The organism is Streptomyces sp. PsTaAH-124, from assembly GCF_000373685.1.
Taxonomy (GTDB): Bacteria; Actinomycetota; Actinomycetes; order Streptomycetales; family Streptomycetaceae; genus Streptomyces; species Streptomyces andamanensis.
On sequence record NZ_KB892159.1, the window covers coordinates 263,518 to 276,607 of the forward strand.

The 13,090-nt window shown below is 73.8% G+C and carries 13 protein-coding genes; 4 read left to right on the forward strand and 9 right to left on the reverse strand.

What is annotated here, in order from left to right:
* Window positions 1–314: 314 nt before the first annotated feature.
* From B086_RS0105620 to rfbB, 3 genes are all read right to left on the reverse strand, one after another.
* Entirely contained in the window at window positions 315–608 is a 294-nt protein-coding gene (locus B086_RS0105620; RefSeq protein ID WP_018565427.1) for an SCO0607 family lipoprotein, read from the reverse strand.
* A gap of 110 nt (window positions 609–718) precedes the next feature.
* Window positions 719–2,431, reverse strand: a complete 1,713-nt coding sequence (locus B086_RS0105625) for a carbohydrate-binding module family 20 domain-containing protein (RefSeq protein ID WP_026252138.1) — start codon at window positions 2,429–2,431, stop codon at window positions 719–721.
* A 301-nt stretch (window positions 2,432–2,732) separates the two neighbouring features.
* Window positions 2,733–3,764 (reverse strand): dTDP-glucose 4,6-dehydratase, encoded by a 1,032-nt coding sequence (gene rfbB / locus B086_RS0105630; RefSeq protein ID WP_018565429.1) that lies wholly within the window; start codon window positions 3,762–3,764, stop codon window positions 2,733–2,735.
* 299 nt (window positions 3,765–4,063) lie between these two features.
* On the opposite strand from rfbB, the gene B086_RS0105635 reads away from it, so the two are divergent.
* Window positions 4,064–5,017, forward strand: coding sequence for a carbohydrate kinase family protein (locus tag B086_RS0105635; protein ID WP_018565430.1), 954 nt, complete (start codon window positions 4,064–4,066; stop codon window positions 5,015–5,017).
* Between the two features lie 5 nt (window positions 5,018–5,022).
* Here B086_RS0105635 and B086_RS0105640 read toward each other — a convergent pair whose 3' ends face one another.
* From B086_RS0105640 to B086_RS0105655, 4 genes are all read right to left on the reverse strand, one after another.
* Complete coding sequence (locus tag B086_RS0105640; protein WP_018565431.1) at window positions 5,023–5,889, reverse strand: AraC family transcriptional regulator; 867 nt, start codon at window positions 5,887–5,889, stop codon at window positions 5,023–5,025.
* Window positions 5,890–6,025: 136 nt separating this feature from the next.
* Window positions 6,026–6,292, reverse strand: a complete 267-nt coding sequence (locus B086_RS0105645; protein WP_018565432.1) for a hypothetical protein — start codon at window positions 6,290–6,292, stop codon at window positions 6,026–6,028.
* A gap of 55 nt (window positions 6,293–6,347) precedes the next feature.
* The gene (locus tag B086_RS0105650; protein ID WP_018565433.1) at window positions 6,348–6,971 is read right to left on the reverse strand and encodes a flavoprotein; all 624 of its coding nucleotides are present in this window, start codon (window positions 6,969–6,971) and stop codon (window positions 6,348–6,350) included.
* Between the two features lie 128 nt (window positions 6,972–7,099).
* A complete protein-coding gene (locus B086_RS0105655) occupies window positions 7,100–8,068 on the reverse strand; it encodes a helix-turn-helix domain-containing protein (protein ID WP_234021029.1) in 969 nt (322 codons plus the stop codon).
* Window positions 8,069–8,242: 174 nt separating this feature from the next.
* Between B086_RS0105655 and B086_RS0105660 the strand changes: the two genes are divergently transcribed.
* Window positions 8,243–9,043, forward strand: coding sequence for a GNAT family N-acetyltransferase (locus tag B086_RS0105660; RefSeq protein ID WP_018565435.1), 801 nt, complete (start codon window positions 8,243–8,245; stop codon window positions 9,041–9,043).
* A gap of 56 nt (window positions 9,044–9,099) precedes the next feature.
* On the opposite strand, the gene B086_RS0105665 is transcribed toward B086_RS0105660, so the two are convergent.
* Both B086_RS0105665 and B086_RS0105670 read right to left on the reverse strand, forming a co-directional pair.
* Complete coding sequence (locus tag B086_RS0105665) at window positions 9,100–10,122, reverse strand: alpha/beta hydrolase (protein WP_018565436.1); 1,023 nt, start codon at window positions 10,120–10,122, stop codon at window positions 9,100–9,102.
* A 23-nt stretch (window positions 10,123–10,145) separates the two neighbouring features.
* Window positions 10,146–11,378, reverse strand: a complete 1,233-nt coding sequence (locus B086_RS0105670; protein WP_018565437.1) for a cytochrome P450 — start codon at window positions 11,376–11,378, stop codon at window positions 10,146–10,148.
* Between the two features lie 247 nt (window positions 11,379–11,625).
* On the opposite strand from B086_RS0105670, the gene B086_RS0105675 reads away from it, so the two are divergent.
* Window positions 11,626–12,450 carry an NPP1 family protein gene (locus B086_RS0105675; RefSeq protein WP_018565438.1) on the forward strand — a complete coding sequence of 275 codons (825 nt, stop codon included), beginning with the start codon at window positions 11,626–11,628 and terminating at the stop codon, window positions 12,448–12,450.
* Window positions 12,451–12,618: 168 nt separating this feature from the next.
* The gene (locus B086_RS0105680) at window positions 12,619–13,089 is read left to right on the forward strand and encodes a cation:proton antiporter regulatory subunit (protein WP_018565439.1); all 471 of its coding nucleotides are present in this window, start codon (window positions 12,619–12,621) and stop codon (window positions 13,087–13,089) included.
* Window position 13,090: the final 1 nt, after the last annotated feature.

Genomic DNA, 13,090 nt, shown 5'->3' on the forward strand with positions numbered 1-13,090 from the left:
TGTTCCCGGCGCGCGCACGCCGGCCGTCGTCTCCCCGGCCGCGGCGGCGGCCGGAGCACCCCCGGCGGAAAACCGCACGGCAGTTCGGACCGGAGGTCTCGCCGCAGCATACGAGGAATCGGTCAAGTCGCCTACGTGTGCGGACTTTTGCGCGAGTACGGGCGGCCTGCCGCGTGCCCCGGTGCGGCGGGCCCGTCCACGGATCCGGACTCCGGCGACCCGCACTCGCGATGCGCCGTGGGAAAGGTGCGGGCGACGACGGGCCCCTGACGGGAGCCGTCGCGCCGGGCGGTCCGGCCCGGACCGCGGCCGGGCTATTCGTCCGCGGGGGCCTTCCTGACGGTGCCGTCCCGGTCGACCACATGGGTCTCCCAGTACTGGTCCCAGGTGTCGCCGACCTTCTCGGGCACCTTGCCCTCGGGGTAGCGGACGTAGCCCTTGGGCGGCTCCTCGTCCTTCGGGACGCAGGCGCCGCCAGTGCTGCCCACCGGCGCGACCGGGTACTCTCCGCCACCGCAGACGGCGTCCTGCATCGAACAAGCCGTGAGCGTGCCGAAGGCCGTGGCCGCTATCGCGGCCAGGGCGGCCGCACGTCGGACGTGGCGCATGGTGATGTCTCCTCGTGGCCGGAAGTCTCCGCGCCAGTCTTGTCGGCGGCACCGCGCGGCACATGGGCGCGGGTACTCAGGGGATTGCTGAGTACCCGCGCCCGGGGCGGTCAGCCGCGCCAGGTGTCGTTCAGCGCGAGCAGTCCGGTGGGGCCGACGGCCGCGGTACGGTCGGCGCCGCTCTCCCAGGTGACGAGGCCGTCGGCGTCCTTGCGGACGTACTTGTACCGGAAGGCGGTTCCGGCGGGCAGCGCGACGTCGAGCTTCCAGACCGGGTAGGCCGCCGGGTCCAGCTTCAGTGCCCTGGCGGGGTCCCAGCCGCCGAGCGCGGCGTTGTCGCCGGTGACATAGATGTTCTGGCCCCACCGGGTGGTCGCGTCGACATGGAACGACGCCCCGGTGGCCGTGGTCCCGCCGTCACCGTCACCGCCGCCGGCCGAACCGCCGCAGGTCCTGGCGCCGGTGTGCAGGGCGAGCGCGGTGTCGGCGCCCAGGGTGGCGGTGAACTGTCCGGCGGAGTCCACGGTGACGCCCCTGCCGCTCTGCACATCGCAGTAGTCACCGGCGGGCAGGGAGGTCCGGAAGGTCCGCGTCAGCGCGGAACCCTCGTGGTTGATGACGACGTACGCCTTGTCGCCGCGGCCGAAGGCGATCCGGTTGCCGCCGTCGTCCCACCAGTCGGTGACCGGGGCGCCCGCGGCGGTGTTGCGGAACCCGACCATGCCCGCGATCTCGCGCCAGGCGTGCTGGCACTTCCAGCCGTCGGTGTAGCAGGCGTTCACCTGGCCGTCCCGGGGTCCGCCCGCGTCCTTGTCGCTGAACTCGAAGCCGGAGTGCACGTCCGGCGAGCCGTAGGGCCAGGCCAGCATGAAGACGTGCGCGAGGGTGTAGCGGGCGCCGTCCTTGTAGGTGAGGGTGCCGCCGCCGCGTTCGGTGTCGTGGTTGGTGACGAACACGGCGGCCCTGTCCGAGGGGAGCAGTCCCCATGCCGTACCGAAGTTCCTCAGTTCGGCGAGGTTCTCGTTGCCGAAGACCCGCTTGAGGTCGTAGGCGTAGCCGAACTCCTGGACGTCGCCGGTGCCGTAGTACTCGGACGGCTGGACCGCCTCGCCGGCCGCGCCGATGGTCTCCTGCTTCCAGTAGGCGCCGGGGTCGGTCAGCCGGGACTTGATGTCCGCGAGGTCCGCTTCGGGGATGTGCTTGGCGGCGTCGATCCGGAAGCCGTCGACGCCCAGGGAGAGCAGGTCGTTCAGATATCCGGCGATCGTCCTGCGGACATACTCCTCGCCGGTGTCGAGGTCGGGCAGGCCGACCAGTTCGCAGTGCTGGACGTTCCACCGGTCCGCGTAGTTCGTGACGGGCGAGGTGCAGTCGTCCATGTCGGCGGCCGAGTAGGTGCCGGGGTAGTCGTACTTGCTGAACGACGACCCGGCGGTGCCGGTGCCGGAGGCGTCGGCCATGTGGTTGATCACGCTGTCGGCGACCACCTTCACACCGGCCGCGTGGCAGGTGCCGACCATGCTCCTGAACGCGGCGCGGTCGCCGAACTTGCTGCCGATCCGGTAGCTGACCGGCTGGTACGCCGTCCACCAGGTGCTGCCCTGGATGTGCTCGTTGGGCGGGGAGACCTGGACGTACCCGTATCCGGCGGGGCCCAGTTCGTCGGTGCACGCCTTGGCGACGGAAGCGAAGTTCCATTCGAACATCACCGCCGTGACGTCCTTGCCGCCGGGCGCGGCGGCCTGCGCCGGCGCGGGCGCCGTGACGGCCGCAGCGGCTCCCGCCAGGGCGGCGAGCGCGGCGGCCACGGTCCTTCTGGCCATGGTTCCTCCAGTTCGTGGGTGGGGGTGACACCGGAGCGGCCTCGAACGGCAACGCGCCTTGCCGGAACAGGCCGTGCGGACTCCTGCCGCATGCTGGTTCTTGCTGCAAGAGTTTGCGGCCGTGACCGTACGGCGCCGCTTCCGCACCGGTCAACCCCTCGCGCAGAGACTCCCTTTGGGCAGGCGTACGCCCGCCCGGGACCGCCGCAAGGTCTTTCGCAAGAATGACGGCGCTGCTATGTTCGTCGCCGTTTCACCGCACTCCGGTCCCCGGCCGCGGGGCCGGGCAGCCGAACGGCCCCTACGCGCCCGGCCGGTGGGCCGGAGTGCCCGAAGCTCCCGTGCCCTCCCCCGCTCCGCGCGCCGTCAGCAGCGGCTCCCACCAGGACCGGTGGGCGCGGTACCAGTCGACCGTCGCGGTCAGCGCGGACTCGAACCCGGCGCGGGGCCGGTAGCCGAGTTCCGCGGCGATCCGGCCGTCGTCCACGGCGTAGCGGCGGTCGTGCCCCGGCCGGTCCGCGACATGGCTGATGCGGTCGGGGCCCGCGCCGCACCGGTCGAGCAGGCGGTGCGCGAGGTCCAGGTTGGCCAGCGCGGTCCCGCCGCCGACGTTGTAGATCCGCCCCGGCCGCCCGCCGGTGCGCACCAGCTCCACCGCGCGTACGTGGTCGTCCACGTGCAGCCAGTCCCGCACCTGTGCGCCGTCGCCGTACACCGGCAGGTTCCCGCCGGTCAGCAGCGCGGTCACAAAGCGCGGGACCACCTTCTCCGGGTGCTGCCAGGGCCCGAAGTTGTTGGTGCAGCGGGTCACCCGGACGTCCAGGCCGTACGTGTGGTGGTGGGCGAGGGCGATGAGGTCGGCGGCCGCCTTGGACGCCGCGTAGGGCGAGCTGGGGCGCAGCGGGTCGTCCTCGCGGGCGGCGCCCTCGGGCAGGGACCCGTACACCTCGTCGGTGGAGATCTGCACGAAGGTGCGCACGCCGTGCCGCAGCGCCGCGTCGAGCAGGGTCTGGGTGCCGGTGACATTGGTGCGGGTGAAGCCGGAGCCGTCCTCGATCGAGCGGTCCACGTGCGACTCCGCCGCGAAGTGCACGATGTCGTCGCATCCGGCGGCCAGCCGCCGCACGGTCGCCGCGTCGCACACGTCGCCCTCCACGAAGGTGAACCCGCTGTGGCCCCGTACCGCTTCCAGGCGGGCCCGGCTGCCCGCGTAGGTGAGCTGGTCGAGCACGGTCACCTGCGCCCCGGGCGGCCCGGACGGACCGAGCAGCGCGCGGACGTAGGCGGAGCCGATGAAGCCGGCGCCGCCGGTGACGAGGACACGGGAGGTCATGGGAACAGATGCACCTTGCTGTGGTCGCCGTTGCACGGGCGGCGGGCCCCGGGGAGGGCGGGGGCGCCCCCGACGGCTCCCGCGCGGATCACCACCGCCCCGACGATACGCGAGCCTGTGGTCACGGCGTCCCCGGCGACACGGCTCCGGCCCCGGCCCCGGCCCCGGCCCCCCGACACGGCCCCGCCCTCGCCCTCACCGTCGCCCCCGCGGCAAGGTGTTTCTGAAATTTTCCGCAACTCATTGCAGGCCGGGCATTCTTGAGGTTGACTCGCTCCCGGCAGCGAAGGGGTGAGCACATGACCGGCTCCGGACGGGCCGCCGCCGAGCGGCGCGCGGACGGCTACGACGTGCTGGTGGTCGGCGGGGTGGGGGTCGACACCGTCGTGCGGGTCCCCGAACTGCGGGTGCCGCCGGGCGACTCGGTCTTCGTGCAGCCGCTGCGGGACTACGTGGGGCACACCGGCAACGGGGTGGCGCTGGGCTGGCACGCGCTGGGCCTGCGGACCAAGTTCGTCGACTTCCTCGGCGACGACCCGCAGGGCCGGACGGTGCTCGCCCACTACGCGCGCCACGGCCTGGACTTCAGCCATGTCGTCTCCCCGCACGGCACCCCGCGCGCCGCCAACCTCGTCGACCCCGCGGGACGGCGGTTCTCCTTCTACGACGGACGGCACCCCGCCGGTCTGCGGCTGCCGCGCGACTTCTACCTGCCCTTCCTGGAGCGCGCCGCCCACGTCCATCTGTCGATCGTCGGCCACAACCGGGACATGTACGAGGACATCCACCGGCTGGGCGTGACCAGTTCGACGGACCTGCACGACTGGGACGGACGCGATCCGCACCACCGTACGTACGCCCTCGCCTCCGACTACGTCTTCCTGAGCGCGGCGGCGCTCCCTGGCCGGGTGGAGGCGGTGCTGCGCTCGGTCGTCGGGGAGGGCAGGGCGCGGTTCGCCGTCGCCACGGACGGCGCCGACGGCTGCCGTCTGCTGGTGCGCGGCGAGGACCGCGTCCGGCACTTCCCCGCGGTGCGTCCCGAGCGCCCGGTGGTGGACACCAATGGCGCGGGCGACGCCTTCGTCACCGCGTTCCTCTGCTTCCTCTTCGAGGGGCGCCCGCTGGAGGAGTGTGTGCGGGCGGGCGCGGTGGCCGGGGCGTTCGCGTGCGGCAGCGCGGGCACCCACACCGAGTTCATCGGCCTGCCGGGGCTGCGCGCGGCCACCGCGCGCGCCGTCCCGGCCGGACGCTGAGCGGTTCAGCCCTGTTCCCGCTCCACCGGCAGCCACAGCTCGGCGTCGGCCCCGGCCCCGCCCTCCTGGGTCCGGACGCGCAGGATCTCGGGTCCGGGACGGCTGCGGTACGGGTTGGAGGGGAACCACTGGGTGAACACGTCCCGCCACAGCTCCTGGATGGCCCGGGGTGCCGGGCCGGACGCGTTGAACACCGCCCAGGTGCCGGCCGCGACCGGCAGCGAGGTCATGTCCTCGGGCACGGCGGCCGAGGTGACCGTCGCCTGGTAGTAGTCGAACTCGGTGCCCTCGGTCCGCGAGGGGTCGATGCCGTCGCAGACGGCGACCACCCCCTGCGGCTCCTGGTCCGACAGCTTCGCCAGCCGCTCCAGGGCCCCTCTGCCGAGCCCCCGGACGAACTCCGTCATCGGCTGGTTCGGCCCCAGGTGCACCAGGGGCAGCCGGGCCTTGAAACCGACGACGGTGAAGTCCGGCCGGTCCACCACGCGATAGCGCATGCTGCTCTCTCCTTCGACGACGAGCCGGAAGGACAGCCGGGGCTGGGAGACGAGCGCGCAGCCGGTGCGCCGGGCCTCGCCGGGTCCGACGCCGTGCATGGCGCGGAACGCCCGTGCGAACGCCTCCCCCGAGCCGTAGCCGTGGCGCACCGCGATGTCCAGCAGCGCCGCGCGCCCGGCGAGCACCTCGGCGCCCGCGACCGTGAGCCGTCTGCGCCGCACGTACTCCGACAGCGGCATGCCCGCCAGCGAGGAGAACATCCGGCGCAGGTGGTACTCCGAGGTGGCCGCGATCCGCGCCAGGACCGTCACGTCGACGGAGTCCGACAGGTGCTCCTCGATGTGTTCCATGGCCTGGTTGAGCCGCTCCAGCACTCCGGGTCCCCTTCCGTTCCTGTGCTCTTCACGCTAGGCGGCGAGCCAGCCGCCCGACCCGACATTCCGTGCCCGATGAAGTCGGGTGGGCGGCGCGGCCGCGGTGCGCCTCGGGGCAGAGCGGCCGCGGCACCCCTCAGGGCAGGTCACCGCGCCAGTCGAAGCGGTCGGGGTCGGTGGGGCGCGGCGCGTAGTGGGTCCGGCCGCCCGGCCCGTAGCGGCCTATCTCGGTGCGCAGGACGACACCGTCCGGGCGGGTGTGCGCGGGCCGGTCGGTGACGTCCAGCAGCAGGCCGTCGAGCGGCCCGGCCACCAGTTGCGCGTAGCGCCGCCCGTGCCGGGGTGCGGCGTCCTCGTGATCGGCTCCGTAGACCCGGCCCCGCATGAAGTCCTGCTCGTCCATACCGCACAGGGTCGCAGCCACCACTGACAACGGGGCCGCCTGCCGCCCGCGGGGCTCAGGCCGCCGCCGCTGCCGCCTGCCGGGCGCGGGCCTGCATGCGGGTGCGGACCTCTTCCACGAAGCGCGGCGGGGGCACCGGCATGGGGCCCTCGACGAAGGTGCCGAGGCCGACGTCGTAGCGGCTGCCCCGGACCGGGTCGACGATCTCGTGGCCGTCCGCGCGGATCTGCGCGATGGTGCGCCGTACGGCCGCCGTGTCCCACATCTCGGCGCTCATCACCGGGAAGAACACCACCGGGGCGGTGGCCTGGAGGACGGTGGCGGCCAAGAGGTGCGGCGCGGCTCCGGTGGCCACCGCCGAGAGGGTGTGGGCGGTCGCGGGCAGGACGGTGACCAGGTCGTGCTCCGCCGCCAGGCTCACGTGGTTGTCGCGCGGCCAGGTGTCCGCCGACTCGCCGGTGACCACGCGGTCGGCGAACAGGGCGACGGTGTGCGGCGGCAGGAAGCGGGTCGCGGTGTGGGTCATGAAGACGGTGACCGTGCCGGTGAAGTGGGCGCGCAGCGCGGAGAGGTAGGCGGGGAGCAGGGCGACGGCGCCCGCGCCGGTCGCGCCGATCAGCAGCCTGCCGCCGAAGGCGGTCGGTTCGGCGGGTGCGGTGGTCTCTGTGGTGGTGCTCATCGCGGATCCTGGTGCTCTCTCGTGACGAGGAACGGGGAGGGGACGGCGGCCGGGGGAAGGAGGCCGTGCCGCCGTGCCGCCGAGCCTAGGCAGCGGCGGCGGGCCCCGACCGGCTCCGCGTGCCGGGGCTACTGACGATCCGTGCCGTCCGCCGCGAGGACCGCTCCGGCACGGTAGGCGCCGGGGGTGAGGCCGGTGACCGCGCGGAAGGCCCGGTGCAGTTGCGACTCGCCGCCGAACCCGCAGGCGTACGCCACCGAGGCCACCGTGCGCTCCGGTGCCGCGCGCAGCAGCCGCCGGGCGTGGTCGACGCGCAGGGTCCGCAGCAGCGCGCCGAAGGACTCGCCGTGCTCGGCGAGGACGCGGAACAGGGTCCGCCGGGAGATCCCGCACGCGGCGGCGGCCGTGTCCGCGTCCAGGCGCGGATCCTGGGCGTGCCGGCGCAGGACGTCGTGGACGCGTTCCCGGGTCAGCGCGCTCGCGGACGCCCGCCCCGGGGTCGCCTCCTGGGCCCAGCCCGCCGCGCAGTCCAGCAGTCCCGCGGCGTGCGGCACCAGGGACGCCGCCGCGCGCGGGTCGGCGCGCTGCCGGCGTTCGAGTCCGACGAGGAAGTCGGCGACCAGCCGCGCCGGTCCGTCCGGGTCCAGGGCCACCGCCGTCGCCCGTGCGAGGGAGCGGCGGGCCATCCGGTCGCGCGGCACCTGGACGACCAGTTGGGAGAACGGCCCGGTGAATTCCAGGGTGTACGGCCGGGTGCTGTCGACGAGGGTCATGGCGCCCGGGGTCAGCAGCGCCCGCCGGCCGTCCTGCCCGACGCGGCCCTCGCCCGTGAGCTGGATGTTGGCCAGGACGTCGTCGCCGCCGCCCCGGGCGATGAGCGTACGGGTGCGGTCGACCCGCTGGGCGCCGGAGCGTACGAGGGTGAATCCGAGGCCGTCGAGGTTGACGTGCTCGACCCGGCCGTGCAGCGGTGCCGGTGCGGTCGGGCGCACCCGGACCGGGACGAACGCGCTGCACACCGCGTCCGTCCAGTAGGCGGACGCGTCCGTCTCGCAGACGTCCGCCGTCGACCTGACCACCCGTGCACCGCGTTCCACCGTGCCCTGCACCTCCCCGACCGGCCGCCCCTGTCGGCACCGAACCTAGCGCGCCGTCCCTCGCGATCGGGCGGTCGGCCGCTGTGAGGCACGGCATGTGTGTGAACCACGGCGCGGCCGGCGGCCGTGTTGTACTCGGAGAGTTTCTGCACATCAAGGCAATGAGGTGGTCCAGTGGCGGATCTCGCTGACTCGATCGAATCCATGGAGCAGCTCGCCTCCGTGTGGCGTGCGATGGTGCTCGACCGGGATCCGGCGGCGGACGTACGGGATCTGCCGGGGATCGCCGTCCGCTGGGCCGACTGCCGGTTCGCCTTCTGGAACGCCGTCACGCTGACGGACGTCGGCGCGGACGCGGACCTGCTGGCCGAGCGGCTGGGCCGGGCGGCGGACATCATGCGGGAGAAGGAGCACCCGGGCTTCCTCTGGGTGTTCGAGGACCTGCTCGACGACGCGGCCCGCGCGGCGCTGCCCGCGGCGGCCGAGCGGGCGGGCCTCGTGCACGCCTTCCCCGGCACCGGCATGGCCGGGGACATCCTGCCGCTGCCGGAACCGGCCCACCCCGAGCTGACGTTCGCCAGGGTGACCACGGACGACCATCTGCGGGCCTACGCCGACCTCAACTCGCGCGCCTACGGATTCCCGCTGGAGGACGGTCGTGACGGGCTGCTCGGCTCCGCTCTGTGGAAGGAGGACGTGTACGCGTATCTGGCACTGCGCGACGGTGTCCCGGTGGCGTGCGCGGCCACCGTGGAGGCGGACGGCCGCCTGTTCGTGGTGCTCGTCGCCACGGACCCCGAGTGGCAGCGCCGGGGCTACGGCGAGGCGGTGACGCGCAAGGCGCTGCACGAGGGCGCACGGGCCACCGGCCTGACCCGCGCCACGCTGCACGCGACGGTCGCCGGGGCGCCCGTCTACCCGCGCATCGGCTTCCGCCCGAACTCCCCGATGCACTTCTACGCCCTCCAGGGCTGAGCAGGCCGCCGGGCGCACCGGCCGGGCCGGTCCCGCGCGGGGACCGGCCGGGCGGGTCAGCGGGCGAGGATCCGGCGCAGCCAGCGTACGCGGGTCGCGCGGGCGTCACGGGAGACGGCGGCGTCCGGCACCAGCTGGTCGAAGCCGTGGAAGCCGCCCGACCAGACGTGCAGTTCGGCGTCACCGCCGGCCCGCCAGAGCGCGTCCGCCAGGGCGATGGTCTCGTCGCGGTAGGTCTCGGCCGCCCCGGCGTCGACGTAGAACGGCGGCAGCCCGGACCAGTCGGTGGCGCGGGCGGGGGCCGCGTACGGCGGTACGTCCGCGCTGCCGCGGGCCTCGCCCAGCAGGCACGCCCAGCCCACGTCGTTGGCGTACCGGTCCCATACGCCGCGGCCGGTCATCTGGCGGGCGGAGGCGGTGTCGTTGCGGTCGTCGAGCATGGGGCACATCGCAAGGACGCCGGTGAGGGCGGGGCCGCCCCGGTCGCGGGCCATCAGGGCGACCGCGGTGGCCAGGCCGCCGCCCGCGCTGCCGCCGGCCAGGACGATCCGCCGCGGGCCGCCGCCGGGCCCGCCGAGCTGCCCGGCCGTCCAGCGCAGGCCCGCGTAGCAGTCCTCCACACCGGCCGGGTAGGGGTGTTCGGGCGCGAGCCGGTAGCCGACGGAGACCACCACCAGGCCCAGCGGCGCCGCCCATTCCCGCAGGATGCCGGCGACTCCGGTGCGGTGGGTGCCGCCGATCATGCCGCCGCCGTGCAGATGGCAGACGACGGGCGCGTCGGCGGGCGCCCCGGCGGGGCGGGCGACGAGCACCGGGACGGCGGGCGCCCCGGCGGGGCCGGGCACGTACCGCTCATGCACCTCGAACGCGCCGCCGTCGCGCAGTTCCTCGTCCGTGGGGTCGGGGGACGTCCGGGCGAGCAGGTCGCGCCAGCGGGGGACGTCGGCCGGCGAGGACGGTTCGGCGCCGGGCGGGACGGCGGGGCCGTCCAGGAAGGCGGCGGGTTCCGGGTCGAACGGGACCGGCGGTCCGGCCGGGGCGGGGCGGTTGCGGGGGTGGGGGGCGAAGGGGTGGTGCATGGGGTCCTCCGTGCGGGGGGATGTCACCAGGTGACCGGCAGTTCGTGGACGCCGTAGATGAGCATGTCGTCCTTGAACGCGACGGTGTCGGCGTCCACCGCGAGCCGCAGATCCGGGAACCGGCGCAGCAGCGCGGGGTAGGCGAGTTGCAGTTCGGTGCGGGCCAGGTTCTGGCCGAGGCACTGGTGGACGCCGTACCCGAAGGCGAGGTGGCGGCGGACCTCGGTACGGGCGGGGTCGAAGCGGTCGGGATCGGTGAAGACGGCGGCGTCGCGGTTGCCGGACGCGTTCGCCACGATCACACCCTCGCCGGCGCGGACCAGCCGGCCGCCCACCTCGGCGTCCTCGGTGGCGACGCGGGCCAGTCCGCTGTGTGTGATGGTGAGGTACCGCAGCAGTTCCTCGACGGCGGTCGCCACCCGGGCGGGGTCCTCGCCGTCGCGGACGAGGGCGAGCCGGTCCGGGTCGCCGAGCAGGACGAGGGTGCCGAGCGCCGTCATGTTGGCGGTCGTCTCGTGCCCGGCGACCAGCAGGGACACGGCGATCTCCACGAGGAGGGCGGCGTCGAGGGCGCCGCCGCGCACCCGCTCCACGACCAGGGAGCTGAGCAGGTCGTCGCCCGGCGACCGGTCCTTGTGGGCGATCAACTCCGTCAAATAATCGGCGAGTTCGGTGCGGGCCGCGGTGAACTCGGCGACGCCGCTGTCCCGGGCGATCATCGCGCGGGCCGCGCGCTGGAACAGCGGCTGGTCCGCGGGGGGCACGCCGAGCAGTTCACCGATGACCAGGGAGGGCATCGGCAGCGCGAAGTCCTCGACCAGGTCGGCCGGCGGGCCGACGGCCGCCATCCGGTCCAGCAGCCCGTCGATGATCTCCTGGATGCGGGGCGCCAGCGCGGCCGTCCGCCGGACCGTGAAGTGCCCGGTCAGCATGCGTCGTTGACGGGCGTGCTCGGGGTCGTCCCGGGTGACGAACGCCTGGACCTCGGCGGCGCCCAGCGCCTTGAAGCCCGCGCTCGGCGAGGGGAAGCCGGGCCGGGAGGGGTCGGCGCTGAAACGGGGGTCGCCGAGCACGGCGCGCATGTCGCCGTGGCGGGTGACCAGCCACGGGGTGCTCCCGTCCCAGATCCGCACCCGGACGGGCGCCTCCTGCCGCAGCCGCGCGTAGGACGGCGGCGGGTCGAAGGGGCAGCCGGGTGCACGGGCGGCCGGGAACGGCGACAGGGACGGGGACGGGGACGGGCCGGAGGGTGTCATATGTGTGTGACCTTTCCTGAGTATGTGGCGGTCGAGGTGTGCCCCCTGGGCGGGCGATCCCACTGAACGGAAACATGTGTCACACAGGTTTCGCAAACACCTTATGGGCCCGCGGGTCGTCCGGCCGGGCCCCGACACCCTTGCGCCGCCAGCCGGGCGACGGCTAATTTGATGGCGCGTCACGACCGGTTCCGCTTCCTGGAGTTCAGCGCCTCCTTCGCTTCCGTCCCACGGCCCAGGAGTTGGTATGCGCGGCATCGCGTCGTCCAGGAGAAACACCGCACGGGTCCGCGGCCGGTCGCCGCGGCGGGCCCCGCGCCGCCGCCTCGCCCTGCTGCCCGCCCTGCTCGGAGCGCTGGCCCTGGCCGTGGCGTTCCCCGGCGGCGCCGACGCCGCCGTCCTCACCCTGCTGCCGCAGAACGCCGACGGCCTGGAGCAGACCTTCTCCCCCGCCTACGACTACGACGGCGACGGCTGCTACGCCACGGCGGCCATCGGCGCCGACGGCACCCTCAACCCGGGGCTGCGGCTCGGCGGCGACGTCAACGGGCACTGCCACGACTACCCCCAACTGGCCAACGCCAACACGTACTCGCGGGAGAAGTGCAACAACGGCTGGTGCGCGGTCGTGTACGCCAGTTACTTCGAGAAGGACCAGGCCACCCTGGGCCCCGCGGCCATCGGGCACACCCATGACTGGGAGCACGTGGTGGTGTGGATCAACGACAACCAGGTGCGCTTCGTCTCCGTGTCCCAGCACTCCGGCTATCAGGTGGCCGCCGCCTCGTCGGTGCGGTTCGACGGCACCCACCCCAAGATCGTCTATCACAAGGACGGCGTCTCCACGCACTGCTTCCGGTTCGCCAACACCAACGACGACCCCCCGGAGAACGTCACGGGCGGCTGGTTCTTCCCGCGCCTGGTCGGCTGGAACGGCTATCCCGCGGGGCTGCGCGACAAGCTGATGGGCGCGGACTTCGGCGCCGCCACCATCAAGATCAAGGACGGCGACTTCGCGTACGCCCTCGCCCACTCCATGCCCTCCGGAATCCCGTTCGACCCGAACGCCTGAGGCGCTTCGCACCAGGTCACGGCCCCCTTCACAGGTCCGTCCCCCTCCCCGGCCCGGCGACCGGCCTCCCCATGCGCGAAGTCCGGTCGTTAGGGTGTCCCAGGCGGTTGGCAAAGAATCGGTCAAGCCGCGGACGAACGAGGGAGACAGAGCGTGGGAGCTGTACGCATGAGCAACACACCGCTGCCAGGGATCGGCACGCGGTACGACCTGACGACCCGGGAGCAGCGCCGGCTGTCGGTGGTGGCCCACCGGGACGGCACCCGGACGCTCAGCGCCTACCAGGAGGACGACGCCGACGCCTGCGCGCTCTCGGTACGGCTGACCCCGGGCGAGGCGGACAGCCTCATCGACGCCCTGATGCCGACCCACCACAGTCCGAACCTGCTGTCGACCACCGAACTGGGACTGGTGGCCGAACGGATCACCCTGTCCGCCACCTCGTACTGGAACGGCAGGCTGCTGGGCGACACGCAGATGCGGACCCGGACCGGGGTGTCCATCGTGGCCGTGCTGCGCCGGGCCGAGGCGGTGCCCTCCCCCGGGCCCGACTTCCGGCTGGCCGGCGGTGATGTGCTGATCGTCATCGGCACCCACGAAGGCGTGGAGGCTGCCGCCGGAATACTCGGGCGGGAGTGAG

What these genes read in the sequence shown, in the direction of transcription:
- B086_RS0105670 (WP_018565437.1), bottom strand. Translation starts at nt 11,378, where the DNA reads ATGACACCCTCCGGCCCGTCCCCGTCCCCGTCCCTGTCGCCGTTCCCG.
- B086_RS0105675 (WP_018565438.1), top strand. Translation starts at nt 11,626, where the DNA reads ATGCGCGGCATCGCGTCGTCCAGGAGAAACACCGCACGGGTCCGCGGC.
- B086_RS0105635 (WP_018565430.1), top strand. Translation starts at nt 4,064, where the DNA reads ATGACCGGCTCCGGACGGGCCGCCGCCGAGCGGCGCGCGGACGGCTAC.
- B086_RS0105625 (WP_026252138.1), bottom strand. Translation starts at nt 2,431, where the DNA reads ATGGCCAGAAGGACCGTGGCCGCCGCGCTCGCCGCCCTGGCGGGAGCC.
- rfbB (WP_018565429.1), bottom strand. Translation starts at nt 3,764, where the DNA reads ATGACCTCCCGTGTCCTCGTCACCGGCGGCGCCGGCTTCATCGGCTCC.
- B086_RS0105650 (WP_018565433.1), bottom strand. Translation starts at nt 6,971, where the DNA reads ATGAGCACCACCACAGAGACCACCGCACCCGCCGAACCGACCGCCTTC.
- B086_RS0105665 (WP_018565436.1), bottom strand. Translation starts at nt 10,122, where the DNA reads ATGCACCACCCCTTCGCCCCCCACCCCCGCAACCGCCCCGCCCCGGCC.
- B086_RS0105620 (WP_018565427.1), bottom strand. Translation starts at nt 608, where the DNA reads ATGCGCCACGTCCGACGTGCGGCCGCCCTGGCCGCGATAGCGGCCACG.
- B086_RS0105680 (WP_018565439.1), top strand. Translation starts at nt 12,619, where the DNA reads ATGAGCAACACACCGCTGCCAGGGATCGGCACGCGGTACGACCTGACG.
- B086_RS0105645 (WP_018565432.1), bottom strand. Translation starts at nt 6,292, where the DNA reads ATGGACGAGCAGGACTTCATGCGGGGCCGGGTCTACGGAGCCGATCAC.